This is a genomic window from Ruegeria atlantica (assembly GCF_013032005.1).
Taxonomy (GTDB): Bacteria; Pseudomonadota; Alphaproteobacteria; order Rhodobacterales; family Rhodobacteraceae; genus Ruegeria; species Ruegeria atlantica_A.
Map to the genome: position 1 here is coordinate 167,415 of NZ_WQBE01000007.1, position 23,372 is coordinate 190,786.

At 54.3% G+C, this 23,372-nt stretch carries 24 protein-coding genes; 2 read left to right on the forward strand and 22 right to left on the reverse strand.

The annotated features are described in order from the left end of the window. Nucleotides 1-78: 78 nt before the first annotated feature. The 9 genes from GOX21_RS14505 to GOX21_RS14545 all read right to left on the reverse strand — a co-directional run bounded on the left by GOX21_RS14505 (nt 79) and on the right by GOX21_RS14545 (nt 9,711). Nucleotides 79-2,613, reverse strand: a complete 2,535-nt coding sequence (locus GOX21_RS14505) for a cation:proton antiporter (RefSeq protein WP_170378116.1) — start codon at nt 2,611-2,613, stop codon at nt 79-81. Nucleotides 2,614-2,975: 362 nt separating this feature from the next. Then, nucleotides 2,976-3,440 (reverse strand): GNAT family N-acetyltransferase, encoded by a 465-nt coding sequence (locus GOX21_RS14510; RefSeq protein WP_170378118.1) that lies wholly within the window; start codon nt 3,438-3,440, stop codon nt 2,976-2,978. Between the two features lie 129 nt (nt 3,441-3,569). Then, entirely contained in the window at nt 3,570-3,812 is a 243-nt protein-coding gene (locus GOX21_RS14515) for a glycine zipper 2TM domain-containing protein (RefSeq protein WP_170350802.1), read from the reverse strand. A gap of 240 nt (nt 3,813-4,052) precedes the next feature. Then, nucleotides 4,053-5,015 (reverse strand): 2-hydroxyacid dehydrogenase, encoded by a 963-nt coding sequence (locus tag GOX21_RS14520; protein ID WP_170378120.1) that lies wholly within the window; start codon nt 5,013-5,015, stop codon nt 4,053-4,055. 4 nt (nt 5,016-5,019) lie between these two features. Next, nucleotides 5,020-5,214 (reverse strand): hypothetical protein, encoded by a 195-nt coding sequence (locus tag GOX21_RS14525; protein ID WP_170350800.1) that lies wholly within the window; start codon nt 5,212-5,214, stop codon nt 5,020-5,022. A 12-nt stretch (nt 5,215-5,226) separates the two neighbouring features. Further along, complete coding sequence (locus tag GOX21_RS14530) at nt 5,227-6,573, reverse strand: amidase (RefSeq protein ID WP_170378122.1); 1,347 nt, start codon at nt 6,571-6,573, stop codon at nt 5,227-5,229. Next, nucleotides 6,570-7,934, reverse strand: a complete 1,365-nt coding sequence (locus GOX21_RS14535) for a TRAP transporter large permease (RefSeq protein WP_170350798.1) — start codon at nt 7,932-7,934, stop codon at nt 6,570-6,572. Before GOX21_RS14535 ends, GOX21_RS14530 begins: the two co-directional genes overlap by 4 nt. Beyond that, nucleotides 7,927-8,535, reverse strand: a complete 609-nt coding sequence (locus GOX21_RS14540; protein WP_170350797.1) for a TRAP transporter small permease subunit — start codon at nt 8,533-8,535, stop codon at nt 7,927-7,929. Before GOX21_RS14540 ends, GOX21_RS14535 begins: the two co-directional genes overlap by 8 nt. Before the next feature lie 81 nt (nt 8,536-8,616). After that, nucleotides 8,617-9,711 (reverse strand): TRAP transporter substrate-binding protein, encoded by a 1,095-nt coding sequence (locus GOX21_RS14545; protein ID WP_170350796.1) that lies wholly within the window; start codon nt 9,709-9,711, stop codon nt 8,617-8,619. 245 nt (nt 9,712-9,956) lie between these two features. On the opposite strand from GOX21_RS14545, the gene GOX21_RS14550 reads away from it, so the two are divergent. Beyond that, complete coding sequence (locus GOX21_RS14550) at nt 9,957-10,790, forward strand: IclR family transcriptional regulator (protein ID WP_170378124.1); 834 nt, start codon at nt 9,957-9,959, stop codon at nt 10,788-10,790. 251 nt (nt 10,791-11,041) lie between these two features. After that, complete coding sequence (locus tag GOX21_RS14555; protein WP_170378126.1) at nt 11,042-14,296, forward strand: adenylate/guanylate cyclase domain-containing protein; 3,255 nt, start codon at nt 11,042-11,044, stop codon at nt 14,294-14,296. 565 nt (nt 14,297-14,861) lie between these two features. Here GOX21_RS14555 and GOX21_RS14560 read toward each other — a convergent pair. The 13 genes from GOX21_RS14560 to GOX21_RS14620 form a co-directional block, all read right to left on the reverse strand. Beyond that, complete coding sequence (locus tag GOX21_RS14560; protein ID WP_170378128.1) at nt 14,862-15,365, reverse strand: DUF2478 domain-containing protein; 504 nt, start codon at nt 15,363-15,365, stop codon at nt 14,862-14,864. After that, complete coding sequence (locus GOX21_RS14565; RefSeq protein WP_170378129.1) at nt 15,362-16,576, reverse strand: NnrS family protein; 1,215 nt, start codon at nt 16,574-16,576, stop codon at nt 15,362-15,364. The genes GOX21_RS14560 and GOX21_RS14565 overlap by 4 nt, the downstream gene beginning before the upstream one ends. A gap of 23 nt (nt 16,577-16,599) precedes the next feature. Next, nucleotides 16,600-16,872, reverse strand: coding sequence for a hypothetical protein (locus GOX21_RS14570; protein ID WP_170378131.1), 273 nt, complete (start codon nt 16,870-16,872; stop codon nt 16,600-16,602). A gap of 132 nt (nt 16,873-17,004) precedes the next feature. Next, a complete protein-coding gene (locus GOX21_RS14575; RefSeq protein WP_170378133.1) occupies nt 17,005-17,706 on the reverse strand; it encodes an RNA polymerase sigma factor in 702 nt (233 codons plus the stop codon). A 2-nt stretch (nt 17,707-17,708) separates the two neighbouring features. Beyond that, on the reverse strand, nt 17,709-18,233 hold the full coding sequence (locus GOX21_RS14580; protein ID WP_170378136.1) for a plastocyanin/azurin family copper-binding protein: 525 nt from the start codon (nt 18,231-18,233) through the stop codon (nt 17,709-17,711). Beyond that, complete coding sequence (locus GOX21_RS14585; RefSeq protein WP_170378138.1) at nt 18,230-18,649, reverse strand: hypothetical protein; 420 nt, start codon at nt 18,647-18,649, stop codon at nt 18,230-18,232. Before GOX21_RS14585 ends, GOX21_RS14580 begins: the two co-directional genes overlap by 4 nt. A 506-nt stretch (nt 18,650-19,155) precedes the next feature. Further along, on the reverse strand, nt 19,156-19,815 hold the full coding sequence (locus tag GOX21_RS14590; protein ID WP_170378140.1) for a DUF2461 domain-containing protein: 660 nt from the start codon (nt 19,813-19,815) through the stop codon (nt 19,156-19,158). Between the two features lie 12 nt (nt 19,816-19,827). Continuing rightward, nucleotides 19,828-20,172, reverse strand: a complete 345-nt coding sequence (locus GOX21_RS14595; RefSeq protein ID WP_170378141.1) for a TfoX/Sxy family protein — start codon at nt 20,170-20,172, stop codon at nt 19,828-19,830. Continuing rightward, nucleotides 20,172-20,570, reverse strand: a complete 399-nt coding sequence (locus GOX21_RS14600) for an MAPEG family protein (protein WP_170350786.1) — start codon at nt 20,568-20,570, stop codon at nt 20,172-20,174. The genes GOX21_RS14595 and GOX21_RS14600 overlap by 1 nt, the downstream gene beginning before the upstream one ends. Before the next feature lie 24 nt (nt 20,571-20,594). Continuing rightward, a complete protein-coding gene (locus GOX21_RS14605; RefSeq protein ID WP_170378143.1) occupies nt 20,595-20,981 on the reverse strand; it encodes a VOC family protein in 387 nt (128 codons plus the stop codon). Between the two features lie 68 nt (nt 20,982-21,049). Continuing rightward, the gene (locus tag GOX21_RS14610; RefSeq protein WP_170378145.1) at nt 21,050-22,285 is read right to left on the reverse strand and encodes an RNA polymerase sigma factor; all 1,236 of its coding nucleotides are present in this window, start codon (nt 22,283-22,285) and stop codon (nt 21,050-21,052) included. A gap of 3 nt (nt 22,286-22,288) precedes the next feature. Beyond that, nucleotides 22,289-22,660, reverse strand: coding sequence for a YciI family protein (locus GOX21_RS14615; protein WP_170378147.1), 372 nt, complete (start codon nt 22,658-22,660; stop codon nt 22,289-22,291). Between the two features lie 242 nt (nt 22,661-22,902). After that, a complete protein-coding gene (locus tag GOX21_RS14620) occupies nt 22,903-23,268 on the reverse strand; it encodes a VOC family protein (protein WP_170378148.1) in 366 nt (121 codons plus the stop codon). Nucleotides 23,269-23,372 lie beyond the last annotated feature (104 nt).

Below are 23,372 nucleotides of genomic sequence, written 5' to 3' on the forward strand. Positions count from 1 at the left end.
TACCGTCCGCAACCCAGCAAAAAATAACCGGCTACAAACGGCTAGAATGGGTCGCAATCTCTTTCCATTGATGGCCTATCAGGAATTGGGCTCTTGTTCAGAAGATCCTACGGGCTCATCTAGATCCAACACTGCGGGGTCGATCATGCGTTTGTTTGCGCTCATCTTGACAGAATTCCGCATTGCCTCACTGCGCCGGAGCAATCGCCGGAAACGCGCTTCGTCGAGCATTAGCAGTGTCGAGGGGGCCAATGCCCGCACGTTTACGCGACGGGGCCTTTTCAACAGCATGGCCAATTGCCCAAACATTTCACCACGACCTAACCGCGTAGTATGTCTGCCGAGTTCCACTTCGACTGCCCCAGAAGCGATAAAGAATACACTCCCCGCGAATTCGTCTTTGGATATGATCGTGTCACCCGCGTTGGCATATCGGGTTCGCAATGCTCTGCTGAGTTTCCTCAGTGACGCTTTGTCGAGATCAGAAAATAGAGGAAACTGCCGGACCAGATCCCGTCCTTTAAGGGCAATGTCCAGTACCGGACGCCCTTCAGACAAAGCACGTCGCGCCGCCACTTCCTGCATCAACACCGAATAGAGCTCTTCACCCACAAGGCCGTCCTCGCGCATGACCGCGTATTCACGCTCTTCCAGCCGCAGCGCCGTTCGCCGGATGAACCGGCGCTCCAGCTTTTCGGCGTAGCCTGGATATTGGAGCCGCAGTCCGTCAAGCGCTGCCTCAACCGCCTCGGATCGACGCTCCAACAGGTCGTCAAGCAATTCCGCAACCCGGCGGCCGTGGATTCGACGTATGCGCCCACGGACGAACCCATCAAGGTCCCGCAGGATCAGGCGCTGCATGAGCAGTCTTTCAAACCGATCCGTTGTAATACGCGTGAGTGGAAACGAGATTCGAAGCCGGTTGTGCAAAAAAACGGCGATCCGGAAAGACCTGCCGTAAACGACGGAGCGGTTTGACGCGCGCTGATAGCCGAGCCGCCCTCCGGTCCGTGCGCCTTCAATGAGGCGATCCGCGTCTGACAGAATCTTTTCACTCAGCACAGATGACATGGTGCGCTCTCGCATCCGGGCCAATACGGAATCCCGCTCTGCCCCAGCCAGCGCAATTAGGCCAAGTGTGATCCGATCACGATCAAGAATCTGCGCGCTGTCTTCAGCCGCGTTTACGGCCTCGTCGAGGCGTTCACTGAACTGTTTGGCTTCGTTTCTGACGATATCGTGGGTCAAGTCGTAGTTTTCTGCAATGCGGGACACATCCTCGCGCACCGATTGCAAGGCGACGGCGACCACTTGGCGTGACAGTGCCGTATCAAGCGGAGAGAGCCTATCGAGCCCCAGTTTTGTGATCACTCCGCGCAAGGTTGTTCCCTGCACAATCAGTGTAAACAGCGTAAAGCCAGTGGCCAGGATGCCGACCAGTCGCTTGGTCTCCAGCGGGATATGTGTGCTTTCGGTGACTGCCAGCGCCAGCGCCAGTGTCACGGCACCCCGCAGTCCGCCCCACAGCATCGCGGTGCGATAGGGGCGTTCAACAGCTGGCGACAGACCGAATGTCGTGAGCAATGGCAACAAGCCGAACAGAACCGCTGCCCGTGCAAATGCTGCAGCAAGAACCACCACGGCCAACAGGCCGAAGTCAGACGGCTGCACCCCTTCCAACAGTCTCGGAATCAGCAATGCCGCAAGAATAAAGATCAGCGCGCCCGCCCAATGTGCCAGCAGGTCCCATACTTCTTGAAGATTTGTCCAACCGGCCGGTGACAAACGACCGGGACCCGTGAGGTTAAGCGTAAGACCTGCGGCCACCACGGCGATAACACCAGAAGCCCCGATGCTTTGTTCTGCAACGATATACGCGAGATAAGGCAGTGCAACGGAAATAGAAATTTGTGCCATATCCCAGCGGTCGACGAACGCCATCACCCAAACAGCCATGCGCGCCATGAGCCAACCGGTGAAAGCACCTCCTGCGACTAGCAGCGGAAATTGCCCCACAGCTTCACTTAGCAATGGGTCGGGCCTTCCGAGCATGACAAAGCTCATGAATAGTCCGAAAAGAGCAATGGCAGCGGCATCGTTAAGGAGGCTTTCGCCTTCGATAATTCGCGACAGCCTGCGCGGTGCGGAGATTGATCGAAAAATGCTGACAACCGCCGAAGGGTCAGTTGTCGACACAATTGCGCCGATCAACAGACAGGCGGCCAGTGGCAGCGTACTTACCCAACTCAGCGCATAGCCAATGGAAAGTGTCGCCACGATCACCGCGACAACCGCCATCATCAGGATGGGCATCCAATCGTCCAGCATCCTGCGCAGGTTCATGCCAAGCGTCGCCTGAAAGAGCAATGTTGGCAGGAAAACATAGAGAAAGACGTTAGACCGGATCGGCAGGTCAATAATCGCTTGCGCGCCCGGGTTCAGCGCATCCGTCAGGTCGGTGTTAAGAAAGAACGCCGCGCCAAGCCCAATCACTATCCCAAGAACAGCGAGGATAACGCTGTAGGGCAAGCGCAATCGCGCGGCCAGTGGTTCCGCCACCCCGATTACAACAAAAAGAGAAGTGATGATGGTCGTAATGACGACGATATCCATCCATACGTATTACCTGAGAACTCGACCTAATGGAATCCACCCTTCAAGCGTTTCGACCACATCGGATCAAAGTGTTAAAATACACTCGCCAGGCTGTGCAGTTGCAGCCGATGCCAGCAGTGACTGGGCAAACTACGACACCAGACCCACGATTTGACGGATTGAATAAGCCAACCGATTAGGCCGCCCCCAGGCGTTAGGTTCCGATGACTTCAATGGGCGCCAAACAACTTTAAGATCACTGGCCACATTCGGAGCAGTGCTATCCATCAAGCTGTGACCATGAAGAAGTTGCACGGCGCGTAAGCTGCTAGCTTTCTTGTGGTACCCTCTGCCATATCAGCGGCAGAGGGCCTATTGCGTCACAGGGCCTTTCGGAAGATAATCTTGTCATCGCCCTCCGCCCAGAAATCGCGGATGCGCGCTTCTTCCTCATAGCCATTCTGAGCATAGAACTTGCGCGCGAGTGCAAAGTTGTCAGTGCCAGATGTGTTTACGATTAAGATACGTTGCCCTTTGTCTTTCAAATACTGTTCCGCGGCCTTGACCAAGGCCGCGCCCAGACGTTTGCCTTGCAAGTCTGGGCGCACCGCGAGCGCGAGCATATTCCAGGTTCCGTCAGCAAGGTCTTCTGGAACGATGTAGCACAAGCCGACGGCTTCGTCGTCTGAGTGGCACGTAAGCCAGAGAGCTTCTGTTTCCCCTGACAATGTAGGTGCTAGCATATCCGGAAGCATCTCGCTTGGGAAAAGTCCTGTATTGTCCAGCACGGCTTTGAGACCCGGAATGTCGTCAGAAGACGTTGGCTTGATTATTGGATTTGTCATTTTCTAATTTACCTTAAGGCACGATGCGGGCAGCAATCCGGAGCGACTTTTTTTCGACACTCCGACGCAGTATTTCAGCGCACCAAAAGGCACTTGAAAGGCCAGCACCCCACTTTCTGTGCCTTTTCGTCAGTTGCAAGCCGACTGGCCAGCATACATTCCAAGTCCGGCACCAGCCGCCGTTGCAAGGGTCTGGCCCGTGCCTGAACCAACCTGATTGCCTAAGACGCCACCCAAGGCTGCACCCCCCAAAATCCCAGCGGCACATCGGGCGTCGTTTTGTGCTTGAGCCTGAGTTGGTGTTGTCGGGGCTCCACATGCTGCCAAGAGCAACGTGCCACCAAGCAGGCATACTACTGCTGTCTTCTTCATGTCGGTTTCCTTACGTTCCCGCGTATGTCTTAGATGCTTGTTTCTGGACATGTAGGGTCTGCTCAACTGCTCTCCAACCTGTGGTCGATTTAGACGCGAAAACCCGCCTAGTGGCGCGGTGTTTCGCCAATTGAGAAATATCGCCGCGCAATACCGGGGTGAACCGCAGCTTAACCCACCATTGGCTCGTCCATCACACCCAGGCCGAGAAAAGCAATTTTTGCCATTACAGTTTCTTATCTACAAAAGGTCTCGCGGTGTTTTTCCAGCAAAGAATGCGTCTAAGTTGTCCAATGCGCGAAAGCCCATGGCGTCCCGGGTTTTAGTCGTGGCGCTACCTATATGCGGCAACATGAAGATGTTTTCGTGCGCTGCGAACTTTGGATTTCCGCCCGGTTCTGTCTTAAAGCAATCAAGCCCTGCGGCAGCCAGCTTTCCACTTTCAATGGCTTGCAGCAGCGCGTCTTCATCAACAAGAGCGCCACGAGCTGAGTTGACGAGTATTGCATCGTCAGGCAGCGCAGCCAACCGTTCGGCATTCATAAGGTCCAGAGTTTCGGGCGTCGCAGGACAGTGAAGCGATAAAAAGTCGGCCACTGGCAAAAGAGTATCGACGCTTTCGTGATAAATTGCCCCCTGTTCCTTATCAGGTGACAGGCGGGTGCGGTTGAAATAGTGAACTTCCATATCAAACCCGCGCGCTTTTGTTGCAAATGCCCGACCCACGCGCCCCATCCCGACGATGCCCAGACGCGCACCCGTGAGTTGCTTGCCGACCATGAAAGATGGGCTCCAACTGTCCCAAGCACCTGTACGCATAAGGCGATCGCCTCGGACAGCGTGTCTCGCCGCACCAAGCATGAGCAACATTGCAAGTTCCGCCGTAGCGTCAGAAAGGACATCTGGTGTGTTTGTCACCACGATCCCCCTTGCTGCCAAGGCCGGCAGGTCGCAATGGTCCACACCAACAGAATGGTTCGCGACAATTTTCAAACGCGGGTCAAGCTTTGACACGACCTCTGCTGAGAAGTGTTCCGAATGGCAGGGCATTATTGCGTCCACCTTGGAACTCATCTCAATGATCTCTTCTGACGTGCCCGGAGTATCGGCTTCGTTCAGGATCACGTCATAATCCTTTCGCGCACGCGCTATGGTTGCGTCGGACACGCGGCGCGGCAGCCATAGGACTGGTCTGTCACTCATGCGTTCAGTCCTTTTTGACGGCGTCTTCCCAGAAATTATAAAGCGCCAAGGCAATTACAAAGACCGCAATACACAGGAAAGGCAAACCGCCCCAAAACCCGGCAAAGCCAGTTGAAATGCTGTGTGCAAGGCCAAGAACAAAAACCATCATCAGACCGGTGCCGATAATGCCCATAAGAATGTTTGTAAGTCGCGACATCGTTTAATTTCCTTACTGTTCTTGTTCGGCGAGGGTGCGTTGTACCCATGATGCAGTGCGCAGAAGCCGGTCATCTTCCTCGACTGCGCCAATCAATTGCACGCCGATTGGCAGGTCATTCTGCCCAACCAGCAAAGGCAAGGTGAGGCACGGTAACCCCGCCAGCGTCCAAGTCAGGCAAAAGACTGAATCGCCAGTATGCCCTGCTGTCAGTGGCACGGCCTCTCCTGTAGCCGCAGGGGCAAGGATTGCATCGAATTCGGTGAAGTATTCTGCGAAAAAGCTTTGAGCAGAGATCATGACAGCCAAGGCATCTTCATACTGCGCCAAGCTTATTTCTGTTCCTCGGGTTATTGCAGACTGCATCTCGAGGCTGAGTTCCGGCCAATGAGCTTCGGAAATCTCAACCATGTTCTCGCGAATTTCGTAATCGTAGATCGTTTTGTGAACATTGATGAGGTTAGCTAATTGACGGGATGCCGAAAATCGCTCGACCCGGCCGCCCAAGCATTCGACAACGGCATTAAGGCCTTCGACGGTATCCACATCCAAACGATCATTGAACGGAAAATCCAGCCAGGCGATGTTCGGTTCGACAGGCACCTCTGCCCGCACGCCTTTCAGCATGTTAGCCCGCGGTCTGGCAAAGCTGGCGGGATCGGCTTGGTCATAGCTAGACAGGACGTCTGTAAACAAAGCTATGTCTTCCAGAGAATTTGCAAATCCGCCGACATGATCCAGCGACACAGATGTGCGAAAGACACCGCTACGCGAGATTGTTCCGCGGGAGGGTTTGAAACCGTATACGCCACAATACGAGGCGGGGCGGATCACCGAACCACCGGTCTGGGTTCCAATCGCCAATGGAACGTGTCTGGCCGTAACTGCAGCGGCAGATCCGCTGGAGGACCCGCCCGGAGTTCGGCTGTGATCCAAAGGGTTGGTGGTGTCGGCCGGATTCATGAAGGCAAATTCAGTGGTCTTGGTCTTGCCCATGATCACCGCTCCGGCTTCACGAAGATGCTCAACCAGCCGAGCGTCCGTCTCAGGTTGGCGGCCTGAAAAAATTGCCGATCCGCGTTGCGTGGGCATGTCTTTTGTATCGACAATGTCTTTCAGTCCGACGGGTACACCATGTAGCGCCCCTATCGCCCGCCCTGCCTTGCGAATACGATCCAGCTCACGCGCCTGATCGAGTGCCACGCCGGCGTCCAGGTATGCCCATGCGCGAACCTTGTCATCCGTTTCCTCAATTCGCGCCAAGCAGGCCTCAACCAATGCTTCGGATGAAATGCGTCCGGTTCGGATAGCTTCGGCGGATTGAACCGCCGAGAACAGTGACAGATCATGTTTGGTCATGGCACCCAAACCCCAAACAGATAATCAGGAAGCCACAGGGCGATCCCCGGGAACTGATACATCAGCACCATGCACAGGATCACGATAGCCAGATAGGGCATCAGACCTTTGAAGATCTCCATCAACTGGATCTGGTTCTTCAGAACCCCTTTCAGATAATAGGCTGACATGGCCATGGGAGGCGTCAGGAATGAGGTCTGTAAATTCAGTGCCACCAGCATCGCGAAGAAATACGGATTGACCCCAAACGTATCCAGCATCGGCAGAAAGATCGGCACAAAGATGATCAAGATCTCGGACCATTCAAGCGGCCATCCGAGCAGGAAGATAATCAACTGAGCAAGGACCAAGAACTGCCAGGGTTGAAGGTTCATACCGACGACCCAATGCTCGATCACATCGTGTCCACCAAGATAGGAAAAGATCGAAGCGAAGGTCCAAGAGCCGACAAACAACCAGCACACCATGGCCGTTGCCTTAGCTGTGAGAAAGACACTCTGTTTGACTTTGTCCCAAGTGAGCGATCGATACAGCATCGCCAGAACCAAACCGCCCAATGCGCCCATTGCCGCCGCTTCAGCCGGGGTCGCCAGACCACCAAGAATGGAGCCAAGCACTAGCATGATCAAAACGGTCAAAGGCACAAACGAAACCAGCAAATCCATATAAATCTGCCGTTTCGGAGGAATGTCTTCCTCTTGTGGTTTTGGTGCCAGCGACGGGTTTATCCAGACGCGCACCATTACATAGACGATGTATAACCCCGCCAACAAAAGACCCGGGAAAACAGCCGCAGCATACAAGCGCAATGGTGATAGCTCTGCAATGGCGGCATAGACGATCAGCATAATCGACGGTGGGATCAGAATTCCCAAAGTTCCACCCGCACAGATAACGCCAGAGGCGAAGCTGCGCTGATACCCGGCATTCGCCATCGCAGGATATGCAAGCAGACCCATCAGAGTAACAACTGCACCAACAATCCCAGACGCGGTCGAAAAAACTGCGCAGGTCAGCAGCGCCGCAATGGCCAACGAGCCTGGCAGATTTCGCGCCGCCATGTAGAGCGAGAAAAACAGGCGATCGACAATGTTCGCCCTCTCGACCACGTATCCCATAAATAGGAATAATGGGATGGCAACTAGCGTATCATTCTCCATCACCGAATAGGTGTTTTGGTTCAGAAGGTAGAAGATGTTGTTGTTGAAGATGTCCGCAATGGTCTCGGGCGCGGACTGGTAGTAGGCGTAGTACCCAAAACCGACACCCATGGCGAGCAACGTGAACGCAATGGGAAAACCCAGCAGCACCAAAACAATGAAGAGGCTGAGCATCAGGATGGCGACTTGTGGATCAGTCATCGCTACGACCTCCTTCTTGAGTGCCAGTTGTTCGAATTTTGTCGATGGTATTTTCCATCAACATGTCTTCGGTTTCGCGCACGTCATCGAGCCGCTCGAGCCAGACGCCATTTCGCATCGCCAGCCAGCACCGGGCCATTTCGGCAAGGCCTTGAAGCATAAGAAGGAAACCAGCGACCGGGATCAGGGTTTTGAAAAAGTAAATCTGGATGCGCGCAGGGCTGTTCCAGCTGACCTCTTCATAGCGCCAACTGTCTTTCGCGATCTCCCACCCGTACCAGAACAAAGCGAACATGCCGGGAAAGAAGAACAGAATGTATAGAACAAAATCGACCCGAGCCTGCCAGCGGACAGAGAACAGCCGGTACAGAACATCGCCGCGGACGTGCGCGTCTTGCGCCAGCGCATAGGCCCCTGCCATCAGAAACAACGCGCCATACATCTGGACCATCATGTCGAACGCCCAGACGGTTGGCTTGTTCAGCACATACCGGACGAACACTTCGTAAGACACGGAAAGTGTCAGAATTAGGATGCACCATCCAAAGGCTTTGCCGACCCATTGGCTTAGCCCTTCAATGGCGTGGATTGTCTTGATCAAGGTCAGTTCCTCGCCTGTTCTGCCCGGAGTTCAGGAAGCCGCGCCACAACGCGACCTCCTCATTTCAAAGGTATTCAGGCCTCAACCGAAGTAGTGCTTGTATGCAAGCTTGTAGTCCGGTTGGTTCAGGTTGAGATAATTCATCACGGTCTTCGCATAGGCCTTCTGGCTTTCAATTACCTTTGCGAAGAACGGATCCTCGTTGGCAATCCGTTCAACGACCACATCCCAAGCATTCAGCTGTGCCTGCATCACACTGTCGGGGGTGCGATATACGTTAACGCCCTGCTCCTCTGCCAGTGTGACCAGATCCTCGGAATAGCGCTTGGTGTTGTTCCAGTAGAAGTTGGAGTTTTCGGCTTCTGACGCATACTTCAAAATGGCTTGAAGCTCAGGCGCAAGGGCGTTGTATTTGTCCTTGTTGAACGTGACCTCGAAGAATTCCTGACTCTGGTGGAACGACGCAAGGTGATAATGCTTGGACACATCCTGCATCCCAAAGTCACGGTCCGACGTTGGATTGTTGAATTCCGCCGCGTCGATCAGACCTGACTTCATTGCTGGCTGAATTTCACCTCCCGGCAGCTGTACGACCGACATTCCCATCTCAAGCAAAACATCTGCCGCAAGACCAACGGTGCGGTACTTCAGACCATTCATTTGATCTGCGCTTGTGATTTCTTCTTTGAACCAGCCAAGCGGCTGAGCCGGCATGGGTGAGTTGAAGAATGATACGACATTGAGGCCCAGAATGCCCATCAATTCGTCGAATAGTTCCTGACCACCACCATAGTTCACCCAACCCAGAACTTCCTGGCTGGACCAGCCAAAGCAGGGGCCAGTTCCAAAGAGCGACGCTGTCTTCGACTTAGAGTACCAATAGGCCGGCACGTAGTGCGCAGCATCCAGAACGCCGCGGTGAACAGCATCCTGCATCTGGCTTGTTTTTACGACGGAATTCACGGGCAACAGTTCGATCGTGAGTTTCCCGCCGGACATTTCGTTCACGCGGTTAACGTAAGACTGCGCGTTTTCCAGAAAAATACCGCCTCCCCAGGCGGCCTGCATCTTAAGGTTGGTTCCTTCCTGAGCATGGACAGCTGGAGCTGCAAGCGCACCGGCGCCCACAACAGCAGAGCCACGCAGAAAATTTCTGCGGTTCAAAGATTTTGTCATGTTTCCTCCCTTAACTGGGCCTTGACCGATTTTGCCTCGGCATTGGCACCAATCCGCTCTCCAGCGGATAGGAGTAACGATAAGACAGATTCCAAATATTTCAAAATATTTTGGAAAACTCTTGAAATTTGAACAGCAAATACAATCAACCTATTGATTATTTTATATTTTTATTTTTCATTTTTTTACCCCGCTGAACGAGCTAGAATCTTTCAGCAAGAAACTGAGCATTGGTTGCCCTGAGTATGAATGAACAAAAAAACCCGCTTCGCCGAGGACGCCCGCGCCTAAAAGCGAATGAGGAGAAAGCCGAAACATCGCCCGTTGTTGCGCTGGATCGCGGCATTCGCGTGCTGATCGCTCTCTCAGATACGCGCTGCGCGACACTTGCGGAACTGGCCAGAGTCACGGCAATCCCAGTTGCGACGGTACACAGGCTTCTGACCACGTTGCAGCAGCGAGGCATGGTCGTTCATTATGCCGAGCAAGGCAAATGGCGAATTGGACCGCAGGCCTATCGGATCGGCAGTACGTTTGAAGATGGATCAAATTTGCTCGAAGTCGCACCGTCAGTGATGCGCACACTGTCAGAAGACACCGGTGAGACAGCAAATCTGGCAATCGAAGAATGTGGGCAGCTATTGTTTCTCATTCAGGTCGAATCCGATAACCCAATTAGGGCTTCTTTCAAAAACGGAACTGCGGCGTACTTTCACACATCCGGTGTTGGAAAAGCTATGATGGCATTTATGGATGAGGCCGCGGTTGAGACCCTTTTGGCCCCACAAACACTAGTCCGCCAGACGCCCAATTCCATTACAGACCTGCAAGAGCTGAAGTCAGAACTCCGCAAGTCCAGACAGCGTGGATGGGCCTTGGACGATGAAGAACGGTTTTTGGGTATGCGTTGTATTGCTGCGCCTATCTTCGACTCGCTGGGCAAAGTTGTTGCGGGCGTTTCGGTTTCCGGTCCAGTTACAAGATTTCCCGAAAACAAGCTTGAAGGTCTGGCGGCATCGGTTGTCCAAGCTGCCAAAACCATTTCAGAAAGGCTCCAAAATTCCCCAATTGGAAGCTGATTGCATAAACGCCGCAGGTTATTGAAACTTGTTGCGATTTTTTTGAATTTTCGGTGAAACGCCGCAGCACTGGATAGGTTTTTTTAGGGGCAGTGCCGCAAAAAATGCTGTGGAATGCGCTAATTCTCGGCTTGGGACAACGATTGACATTGTGACCCTCATCCAATGGCTCTGGCCATCACACCGTCAATACGAAAGATAAATTCTCTGTGATGTGATACAATAAGCCCGAAGAACCTGAGGGGGGCAACGTGGATCAACGATTGCGTGCCTGGCTGAGTCGCCTAGGATTGGAGAGCTATGCTTCGTTGTTGGAAGAAAACGACGTCGACATTGAGACTCTGCGCCATCTGAATGACGAGGACTTGAAAGACCTTGGCTTCAGCCTTGGGCACCGTCGTCGCCTGCTTGCGGCCATTTCGCCAGCGGCACAAGCCGTAAAGAAAGACACGATTGAAAACGCAGCACCCGAGCGGCGGCTGCTTACTGTTTTGTTCGTTGATATTGTGGATTCCGTTGTCCTCTCAAGACAGCTGGACCCCGAAGAGATGCGGAATCTGGTCACAAAGTACCAGTCGGCAGTTGTATCAGCTGTCCTTCGGTATCAAGGCTATGTCGCCAAATTTCTCGGAGATGGCGTTTTGGCCTATTTTGGGTGGCCCGAAGCCCATGAAGATGAAGCTGAACGAGCAGTAAAGGCAGCAAAAGATGCCTTTGCAGCAATCCAGGAAATTCACTCACAAGACGGACGGCAACTCCAAGCGCGTGCAGGTGCAGCTAGCGGAGAAGTTGTTATTGGAACAATAGTTGGCGATGTCATGAATGATGACGCCGCCGTCATCGGGGCAACACCCGGCTTGGCTGACCGGCTTCAACGCCTGGCGCGGCCATACGAAATTGTTGTTGGCCCATTAACCCGTCAACTCTTGGGCCGCCGTTTTGAAGTGGAAGACATTGGCCAACATGAATTGAAAGGGTTTGACGAGCCTGTACAAGCCTGGCGCGTCGGCACGGAAACAACTGTCGAAACACGTTTTGAAGCATCCCGGTTCCAAGGTTCAACGCCATTGGTTGGACGAGCTTCGGACCTTCACTTAATTCGTGATGCATGGCAGCAAGCAAAAGCAGGATCGGGTCAAGTGATTTCATTGACCGGAGATCCGGGCATCGGCAAATCGCGATTGGTAGAAGAAATGCGGCACGAAATCTCTGGAGACAGGCGTTTCGGCTATCGTTACCAATGCTCTCCTCATCACACCAACGATGCCTTTTTTCCATTGATCACCGGAATGCGGAGAGCTGCCGGGATTGCAGAACAGGACTCGGTAGCGGCGCAACTTGAAAAACTAGAGAACATACTGGGGCTGACGGATATCCCGTTGACCGAAAGCGTGCCTCTGATCGCGTCACTGTTAAGGGTAGAAACTGAAGGGCGCTACGATGCCCCGGATTTCCCTCCAGTGCAATTGCGCCGCGCGATAATTCGGTGCCTGATAGATCAAGTGCTGCGTATGAGCGCGCAGCACCCGATCATCATAGTTATTGAAGACATCCATTGGGCCGATCCGTCGACGCTGGAGCTGCTGCAAAACATGATTTCTGAGGCCGCCGAAGCGCCAATCATGTTATTGCTAACGTACCGACCGGAATTTCAGCCTGATTGGAACGACTGCGGCTATTGGCGTGAGATTGTCCTTAGTCGGGTCGGTCGGCGGCAATCTTTGCGAATTTTAAACTCCGTTTCTGGGGGAGGCGTGAGCGAGGAAGCCGCCGCGCAAATTGTTAAACGTGCCGATGGCGTGCCGCTCTACATCGAGGAACTGACCAAGGCATTTCAAGAGGCGGGGTTGAGCAGTGGGGATGTTGTTCCCGCCACGCTTCACACATCGCTTTCAGCACGCCTGGATCGGCTTGGGTCGGCAAAAGCGATTGCTCAGATTGGGTCCGTCATTGGGCGTGAATTCGATCACAAAGACATTGTGGACTTGTCGGCAGAGGTCGACATGGACTGCCTGCAAGCACTTGAAAAGCTTGTTGAATCGGGATTGATACTCCGCATGGGCGTTCCGCCAACGGCAAGCTACATGTTCAAGCATGCTCTCGTCCAAGATGCTGCCTACTCCACCTTATTAAAGAGCCGACGCCACGAGTTGCACTCAGCATTTGCCGATCTACTTGAAAGAAAAAGTTCTGATAACAATGGCGAAATCGCAGGAATTGTGGCCCATCACGCCTTTCTTGGCGAGGATTGGCCGCGTGCTTTCCGAGAGTTTCGCAGAGCAGGCGAAGACGCGGTTGAACGCTCGGCGCTGCGCGAAGCAGCAGGCCAGTTCCGCAGGGCGCTCGACGCGCGTAAAAAATTTGAAATGGATGCCGAAACTGCAACCGCAGCAATAGATACGAAATTTGCGCTACGGAACGTTCTTTGGGCACTGGGGCAGTTCGCCGCTATTCTAGATCCACTTGACGAAGCCGAGAAGTTGTCGCTCACGTTGGAAGACGATGTGCGACTTGGTTGGGTTTCCGTTTATCGTGGCGCAAGTTTGTGGCAAGTCGGACGCTCGGCTGACTCCAAGGCAGCCGCCGAACGCGGGCGCGATATTGCTCGGGATTCCGGTGATCGATCGCTGGAAGTTGCGGCTGATTTTTACCTTGGCTGTACATTCGTAACCTCTGGTGAACTGCGCACAGCCGAGAGATACTTCGAACGTGTTGTTTCAAATCTGCCTGGCGATGCTGCGCTCGAAAAGTGTGGGCTGCCTTTTGCACCTGCGATTATCGCCCGGTCCTGGCTGGTCTGGTCTTACGCCGAGCGTGGCGAATTTGAACGTTCTTCACATCATGCAGAACAAGCCGTTGCGCTTGCGGATCTTCAAGACAATCCTTTCAACCGCGCGCATATCGGTTACGATATTGGCTATTATCAGATTGTACGTGGTGACATCGCGGCTGCGCGTGCGACTCTTGGCAACGCGAGTTCGATCATCGACGTTTGGGGCCTCACCTATCTATCCCCTTTCACGAACGGATTTCTTGGGTTTGCTGAAATCCTGGCAGGAGACATTGAGACGGGCCTGGCGAGGCTTGAACAGTCTTGTCAGTTGTATGATGACATCGGGCTTGGTTTGTTCAAGTCCCTGGTTTTTACCCAGCTGGCTTTCGGATATCTCAAAGCCGGTCGCATCGAAGACGCATCCAAACGTCTCGGTCGCGCACTCGATATAGCGCGCAGTCGTGGTGAACGCGGTCACGAAGCCTTTGGTTTGTTTGTGATGGGCGAAGTCTTAAGCAATGCAGGCGCTGGTGAGGAATACGACGCCATGAAATGCTATGAGCGTGCCTTGGAGATTTCAACTGAGCTGGAAATGCGCCCATTAGCGGCACAGTGCGAACGTGGGCTGAGCCGAATTAAATCCAGGATGGGGCATACCGATGCCCAAGATCCTATGAGCCGGGAAAACAAGTTTTTTGATGGACTTGATCATCCCAGGGACAAACGAACCTAGGCGCATGTTAAACAACGGTGTGAAGCTGGAAGAAGCCTCTCGAGCAGAAGGTTAGGGGCTTCTTGGGACAAAGCGAAAAAACAGATGAAATTTTTTGAATGATAGGCATTTGTTTGATGCTTGTTGCGCGAGACTTACGATGTGCGACAAGACTGATCGCTAGATTTTTACGCTCACAGGACGATTGCGAACCTGCGATGAGAGCCCACTACTGCCATTAATCATACTGCAGCCTTTCGCTCTCGCGCGCGTTCAAGCGTGATGAGTTTGGGTGCTGAGATTCCCGTACCCAGAACTTTCGCACCGGTCTGCAGCGGATAGTTTTCACGCACAAAATCCCCTGAGGACTGATGTCGCCGGGTCCTCTTCAGCGTCTTTAAGCTAGGTGTAAAATTCGCCCATACGTGTCTGACGTCAGCAGCAATGGGACAATTCAGGGTTTTTGCATAGAGGAGGGTTTCCGGCTCATCGTAGGCTTCAAGGATCGAAGATCAGACGGGAACCATCGCTACCAACGCCGGTTAATGCAACAGCGCCAAGGGAACCGTTCAAATTGAGCTGGCTGTTAACTGCGCGTCAGGCACCAGTCAAGAAGTGATACGGCGTCATCCGGCAACGATATGGCAAGGCCGTCAGCGAAGGCCTGAAACTGTGGGATGGATGCAGGCCCTACGCCAACCAGCACCGGAACACCGTGTTCCAAGGCCTTGCCCATCACCGAGCGGAATCCACGGCCAGCGCATTCCTCGGGGCCGAACTTATTCAGTATGAACAGATCGGCGTTCTCGAAACTGCTTTGCTCCACTTGCGCCACGGCTTCGGCAAGCGCACTGGGATCCAATCTACACGCCTCCGAGCCGACACCGAGGTTCTGCGTAATCTTGATGACCGCTCCATCTGGCAGTACTCGCACGCTCATATCGCACCCATCCTGATAAATGGGCGAATGGCTCGCCTCCTTCACGATTCCGCGCAGTTCAAACCCGTTGTTGTTCAGCTCATCGGCCAGTTCCGACAACAACCTGTCAGCTTCGCCCCGTTTCTGCGAAGAGACGTATGCAATTTTCATCCCTCTGTCCTTTCAATGTATGCCGCACTCACTTTCGTCTGATGCCTGCGGCCGCTCAAAACTGGGCGCCGTGGTGTTCCTCTGAGAGCAGGCATAAATCCGATCAGAAAAGCAGTCCAGCCAAGGCACCACAGCACAGCAACACAGAGTACGAGAGGAAGACCCGGAAAAACCGGTGCCGCAATGCGAATGCAGGTTGCAATCCAGATCGCCCAAACTCCAATGGTAAACCCCCAATTGGCCCTCAAGCCACCTTCGGCGGTATGCGCTGCTGCCCGGCCTGCGATCGCCATAATCATTCCGGCCATTCCGCCGATTGTGATGGCATGCAAGGCGTCCGCCCTAGGATAGAACGACGGTGCAAACCCCGATAAACCCACGGCGATCAAACCAAAGGGTACCCAAAAAAAGGCCAGGTGCAGTGCCACAAGCAATGGGTTCCCGATGATCGCCAGCGTCCGCCATGTGAGCATTGACCACAAAACTGCCAATGCCGCACAAATCATCGCGAAATATGCCAAGTCTGATGCGTCAATCAGTCTGGCCGCAATGGCCAAACCTAACAGCACCTGCGGTACGACCAAAGACTGCGTGCTCGGGACCAAAGGCCCGACGCGGTCGTGGAGAGTAAGCCAATTGCCTGTGAAAGCCGGAATTGCGCGCAATCCGATGTTGATCATCAGCAATGCGAGACCAAGCAGAAACACATCAACCATTTCCAGGCTTCTGGACGGGGACCCCATCAGCGTGGCGGTCAAAAACAAGAATTCACCGATACCAAGCCCCACTATCGCACACACAAAGCCAAGCTTTTGATAGATGCCCGCCAACAGAAGTTGAGTTCCGATTACAACCGCCAGTAAGAGAAAATACCCGGCATTGAAGACGACAAGCAGCCCGGAAGGCACGAAATCCGCCAGCGCCATAGCAACACGCGCAAGGGCCCACAACGCCAACAATGTGATCAGAACTCCACCCTGAACCGGCGGTCGGCCTGTCCAGCTTGGCAATGCCGTCAGCAGATACCCACCAATCGCCGCGCCAACAAAGCCAAAAATCAGCTCGTGAACGTGCCAGATAATTGCAGGCTCAAACGCTGGACCAAAACCATCAGTCCATGCGCTTAGGGGCCAGAGGGCAATCGTGAACAACGCGCAAAGAAATGCCGCGGGAAACAGGACACGGTATGGGACGATCTTGCGCGAAGTCATAGTGTTGCGCTGGTCAGCCCTGATCACTCCGCGCCACGTATGTCAATCAGGAACCCGTCGCTGAGCTGGAAATCAGGAGCGCCGGGCAGAAAGTCATCCGCCAAGGCTCCTCGCCAAACATTTCGGTCGAGACGCTGGCGACACGGTTCACGTTTTTGCGCAATAAAGGTCAAAGAAGGCGACAGGGGCGTAAGCAGGGCAACCCGCAGCGCGCCCGTCACGCGGTAGAGCATAGCAGAATAGGGTTTTGAGGGTTCGACAAACAGACCTCCTGCTGTTTTAGCAAGGTTTACCACACGGGTTTTCCTAAGCTTCCTTTGGCGCGAAGGAATTGATCGTTGTCAATCTGCCGCCGCATTTGCGTTGTTGCCGGGAAAAAATCCTGAGCGCGGTTTGCAGGATGGTCGATCTGAGCCGAAAGAAATGCGTCATAGAACGCCGACTTCTTGCAATCTCGCTACTACGTGATTGGTCATGTTGGCGCATCGTTTGCCGCCAAATGGAAAAATTGCTTCGAAGCCGCCCCGGACCCGGTTTTCAATTGTAGTTTGCAACCTGCGGCGGGCGCGATATAGGCGTGTTTTTACCGTTATCGGGTTGACCTGAAGTTCGGTGGCGATGGCAAGAATACTCATTTCCTCTGCTTCGCGCAGCAGAAACGGCAGTCGCAGATGGGGCGGCAGATCGGAAACGGCAGATTCAAGCAAATCTCTCAATTGCGCGCGCCCAAGCGTTGCGTCAGGGAGTTCAGAATTTTGTCCGGGGAACATAATCACACTCGGTGCTCTGGTTTCGTCGACGGTGTTGTACTCTTCATCAGTACGCTCTCGTCTGCGCTGCATACGCGACGTGTTGATCACGATCCGGGTGATCCAGGTGGAAAAGCTGGCATGCTCACGAAAACCCTGCAGTTTGCTGAACGCCGAAAGATAAGCCTCCTGCAGCGCTTCTTCTGCCTCGGCGTCGCTGTCAACGATACCTCTGGCAACGCGAAACAAGCGGGGGTTCAAGCGACGGATAAGTTCCCGGACCGCCAGCTCGCTTCCTTCACGCGCGGCATTTACAAGCTCAGCTTCTGATTTGGCCGCATCGCTGGTTGCTTGTTGAGTGAGGCTTGTTTGGACCTTCATGATCAGTCCTCCCTGCGAACGGTAACTTCCGAAAGGATCCTCTCTACCAACGGCAAAGCTGTCAGAGTATCTTCCGAAACATCGCTCTTGTCGTGTGAACTTCCCTCCCAGCCGACGTCGCTGGGGGTTCCAACTACTATGCGACCAACCATCGCCGCCATTTCGTGTGGTAGGCAATAGTAGTCATATACACCTGGCGTAATCAGGGTGACTTCAAAATACTCATCCGGAAGCAAAAAGTCACTGTCCCACGGGTCGGCCGCAGCGGGAATGCGTCGCCTTCGATCATAGTTCGCCGGATGATAGGCGGTTGCTGTATGACTGTTGCCGGGATCACGATTGGTGAACCGGACGGTGGTGCCTGAAGATACAGCAAGTCCAACAGGATCATACCAGATACGTTCGCCGCGCGGGCTGCCGCGCATCTCAACCGTGGCGATCGGTTGCGCAAGCGCGATCCGCGAACTGGCGACGGAAGCAACGGCCAATCCCCCAAGCCATACAGCATGACGGCGCGTACAGATCATTCGGCCAGACGCTCTTTTGCGTTTTCGTCGTGAAACAGCACGACATGCGCGTGCGGCTTGTCCACGCCGGGATGCCCGGCATTGAAATAGATATCTGTCGAGCTGACGGTGTGTGAACCGATGTTCAATCCGTCAAATGATGCACCGTTTTGCAGATCGTCGAGTGGTGTCATGTAGACCGTGGCTGACAATCGACCGTCGCGATCATATGCGAGGAACGGACCTGCGGGCAGAGTGGTTGGGTCGACGAAGAGCGTTCCCAGACCAGGGATGAACTCGGGCAATGGCAATACGTCGCTCACTTTCACATAAGGATCGCCGGCTGGGGCATTGGCGAGAACTTGTTCATCGTGAGCCTTAGCAGTTGGGGCGGCAGCGACAATAAATCCAAAAGCAACTACGGTTTTTCTGAACATGGTTTGGTCCTTTCCAAGGGTTTCACCGGGTTCGCTTTAGTGCGTTCCTGGTTCCTTAGATGCAGGAAACACGGAAAGGTTCCCGAAATTCGACGAAATCGCGCAAGCTGATCGTGAATGCGCTGCAGGGTGGCATTGTCAGCTATGTATGAATTCAACTACTTCCGGAATTTGCACTCTCAGCGCATGTCTCCTTCGACGGGGCGCGCCGCAGCATCCTGAAGGTAGGGTGGATGTTAGGATTGGACCGCTGTGGACTAAGTGCTGAGGTGCCCGGTTGGCGGCACCAGGTGGAATATGCCTTTCGCGCGCTGCAAAGGATCAAATCCGCCCTCGCATTTATATCAGGCTCGAGGAATTGGGAGAGGTTGAAGTCAAAAACAGCGCTTGCCCGCTGCGATGTTTTGCAATGCCATTCGACAATCTGATCGGCGATCCGGAACAGGACTACTTCGCGGCAGTGCAACTCGTCTAAGCTGCCGCTCGCTGCGAGCGCAAATCCTTGGCTACATGACCCTGGAAAGCAATTGAAACACTGGCATGAGTTTCCCGAATAACACAGACGTTCGTTCTATGAGGTTCGGTTCGATAACAAACGCAGGAGCCCCGGCGTCCATCCAAACGGCAAAGCCCTTGCGGCGCAATGCCTCTGCGTGGGGATGATCTTTGTCAAAGCCAGTCGGAACGCGTTTCAATTCTGGGTCCTCGATCCGGAAACCATCCTGTCGCATATCTTCAGTGAGCTGGATCAACTCTGCCCCTTTTGGACCAGCCATTGCCGTGCGGAACGCGTCCAGTGCATTTTTGTCATACTGAAATACCCCGCAGCCAAGGGACAGTTTTTCGGGCGATAGCCCAAAGAACCACATCGGTGGTTGAACCGCGTTGCCCTGCGGAATGAACGCAATATGCAGGTGTGCGTTGTAGGGCGTCTTGTCCTTGGAGAAACGGACATCACGGTAGATGCGAAAGATCTTACTGCGGTGGCCCTGCCCAGTCAGGTCTTGCAATGCGCCAGCCATGCCGTCGGCAAAATGCTTGCTGGGGCCCTTCAACTGGGTTTCGTAGGTTGTCTTGTGCGCTGCGAACCAATCCTTCGTGTTGTTGGCCTTAAGACCCTCAAGAAAACCAAGTGCCTCAGACGAGAAACTCTCAAATGTAGCCATCACATCCTCCATTCAGTCTTTCGCCGCGAGGGCTGCGGCGTGTTCGAGGCAAAGTTCTACCCAGCGTCGCAATGCAGGGTCATCGCAGTCGCCCTCTTCAACATGTACAAAGCCCCCCAGTTTACGGGTTCCATGGATCACTTCCTTAGCCATTGGATCCTTCAGTGCCATGCTCTCGTTCGCCTTACCCACCCGGAACATGAACCGACCGACCCCATCTTTGTGACGGCGAGCGCCGCAGAGCATGTTGCCGTTTAAAAAGAAACACTGGCCGCCCATCATCCGCTTTTCGGAGATGCCCGCGTGCGCGGCCAAAGCATCGCGCACACGAGTGTTAAGGTTTTCATCTACCGGCATCAGGCGGCTGTGCCGAGTTGCCAGAGGATGGCGAAAGCCAGCACCATCATAGTCAAGGTCGTCAGGGCCGCCCCAATTGCGCGTCCTTTGCTTTCTGCTGATGCGCGCAAACCGAAGTAGTGGATGAGGCGGGCTAGCAGCAGAACCCCACCACAGACAGCTATGAGCCAGGGTGCCGTTCCCGCAATCTCGGCACCCGCGAGGGCAAGCAGGGCAAGCGGGACATATTCGATGAAGTTCCCGTGTGCCCGCATCAGGCGTAGCAGTCCCTCATCCTCACCATGGAGCAAAAGTATCCCGGTCCTGGCACGACGCACGCCAACGGCGATTGCCATGGGAATGCTCATCAAGACAAACACCGCTGTCACGATCAGCGCAATTTGGGGCAGTTGTTCCATCTGATCCCTCCTTTCGAGCGACGATTAGGACGACATGCTTTCATAGGTAATCAGCGCGAACCGCGCGCCCTGCGGGTCGGTTAGCGTCGCCATGCGCCCGACCCCCGGCATATCCATCGCAGGCTGAATGACCGCAGCACCCTTGGCTTGCGCCTTTGCAACACTTGCATCCACGTCGTCCACGGTAAAAAAGATCGTCCAGCTTCCATTGTCCTCAGGCATCGGTGAAAAGCCACCAATGGGCGTCTCGCCCACCACTGCGGCCGAATAACTCGACCCGTCCTGCATCGGCATGTCGTTTATCGCCCAGCCCAACACATCCTGATAAAAGGCTTTGGCTTTGCCCTGATCCGGTCCGGAATGTCCGATCCATCCGGAATTGCCGACAGTTGTCATCTCAAGAATACTCATGGGTTTCTCCCTTGGTTTTGCCCGCCACATACGGGTCTGATCCAAGGACGCGCGAGGTGCCGGCTATCCTACACGCCGCGCAGTTCTTTTTGGCTGATCGCGATTTTATCCGCGATCACAACGCGTTCAGGGCCCGTTGGAGCGAGTGTCATCACGGTTTCAAATGCGGCGATGGCGGCTTTGTGGTCGCCAGTTTCCTGCAACAGACCGCCCCGCATCGCGTGATACCAGCGATAGGTGGTCAGATCCTCTGCCACTACCTCCATCGCCTTCAACGCATATTGCGGGCCGTGCAACTTGGCCTGTGCAGCGATCTGGTTAAGTTTAACCACAGGGGTCGGCTGCAGCGCATGAAGGGCGGCGTAGTGGCTCTCTATCAAGGTCCAGTCGGCGTCTTCAGATGAGGCCGCGCGGGCGTGGGCCGCAGCGATTGCGGCCTGGATGATATAGACCCCGCGATGACCAATACGTTGGGCTTTTTGCAAAAGGCCCGTTGCCTCGGCGATGTCCGAACGGTCCCAAAGGTCGCGATCCTGATCGTCCAACGCCACAAGCTTTCCATCCGCATCGATACGTGCCCGCCGACGGGCGTGTTGGAGCAACAGCAACGCCAACAAGGCGGACTGCTCACCCATGGCCGGGAACAACGCCACAAGCAGGCGGGCGAGGCGGATGGCCTCTTCACACAATGTAAGCTTCATCTGTTTGGGACCGGCCGAAGTCGACCACCCTTCGTTGAACATCAGGTAGACCATCAGGGAAACTTCACCCAGCCGCGCTCCCCTCTCTGCCGGGCTGGGCGTTTCAAAAGCGACCGGGTTGCTCGCAATCTTCTTTTTGGCACGGGTGATCCGCTGTTCCATTGTCTTTGGTTTAACCAGGAATCCACTGGCAATCTCGTCGACGCTCAACCCCGCGACCACGCGTAGAGCGATGGCAATCTGATCCCGTTGATCCAATTCCGGATGGCAACATACGAACAACAGTCGCAATACATCGTCGCGCATCTCATCAGGGTCAGGTGTTTCGGTGGGTGCTCGTTGAAACTCCTCTGTGTGGCGCGACAGAATTGCCGCGCGGCGTTGGGATTTGCGGACATGGTCAAGACCCGCATTGCGGGCGGTCGTCAGCAGCCACGCCAACGGATCACGGGGCGCGCCATCCTTGGGCCAAACCGTCAGCGCCTTCAGGCACGCATCGGCAAAGGCTTCTTCGGCCGTATCGATATCGCGAAACACCCGCGTCAGGGCCGCAATGGCACGTGGGCGCTGTTGGGCGAATGTGGCCTCCAGCCAGTCCGACATGAGCTACTCCGATGAAATGACACCCCCGGCCCAGGCCACAGGCCGTACTTCGAGCCGCGCAACGGGCGAGGAAATCATCTTTGCGTATTCCAAAGCCTCATCAAGATCTTTGAAATCGGCGGCGTAGAACCCAAGGAAGTTCTCCTTCGTCTCGGCAAACGGACCGTCGGTAATCAGCGGCGCGGTGCCCTCGCTGGTGGCCGGTTCGACCATCACTGCAGAGGTCGGCGGCATCAGCTTTATCGAAACAAACTCTCCCCGATCCTTTAACGCCGTTTGCAGCGCGCCGTGGCCTGACATTACCTCATCCTGGCGGTCTTTGGGCAGCGCCTCAAACACACCTGCCTCCCCATAGATCGTGATTGCATAGATCATTATTACCTCCGTCCTTTTGATACATGCTGCAAGGACGCGCGAGTACATGCAAATCCGACAGCCAACCAATTTGGATGTTTGGAGCGATACGGTGGTTCTGCAATTGCAACACGCATTGCGCCCGGAGGACCGATATCTTCCTGTCGATCATCTGAAGAAATCCAGTCATTGTGCAGCACAGAAACTCGCGGCGCTTTATTACGCCGACAGGATCGGGATAATTAAACCAGTGGGCCCTGAAATTAAGCAGGTTCCCAAAGCTCAATCGGATTGCCTTCAGGGTCATTGAGCCACGCAAACTTGCCATTCGGATAAGGAGAATCTGGATCGCGACGCACTTCGACACCTTTGGATTCCAACTGCGCAATCATTTTTTCAATGTCGCGAACACGAAAATTCAACATGAATTCCTTTTCCTGATTTCCGAAATACTCGGTCACCTTCTCGAACGGGGCAAAGACAGTTTCGCCCGCTTCCTGTGTCCAACAGGGCGTTTCATAATCATTGGGAACAAGATCAATTCCCAGATGATCGCGGTACCATTCTGCCAACGCGGGAGGATCCTCAGATCTGAAGAAAAACCCGCCAAGTCCCAGCACTTTTTCCATCTTAAAAACAAGACCTGCTGTTAACCAAAATACGTTACTTCAATTTACCTCATTTGATAAGCTCAGCCCACAGGAGACATCCATGGAACACACTGGCCCTCCAG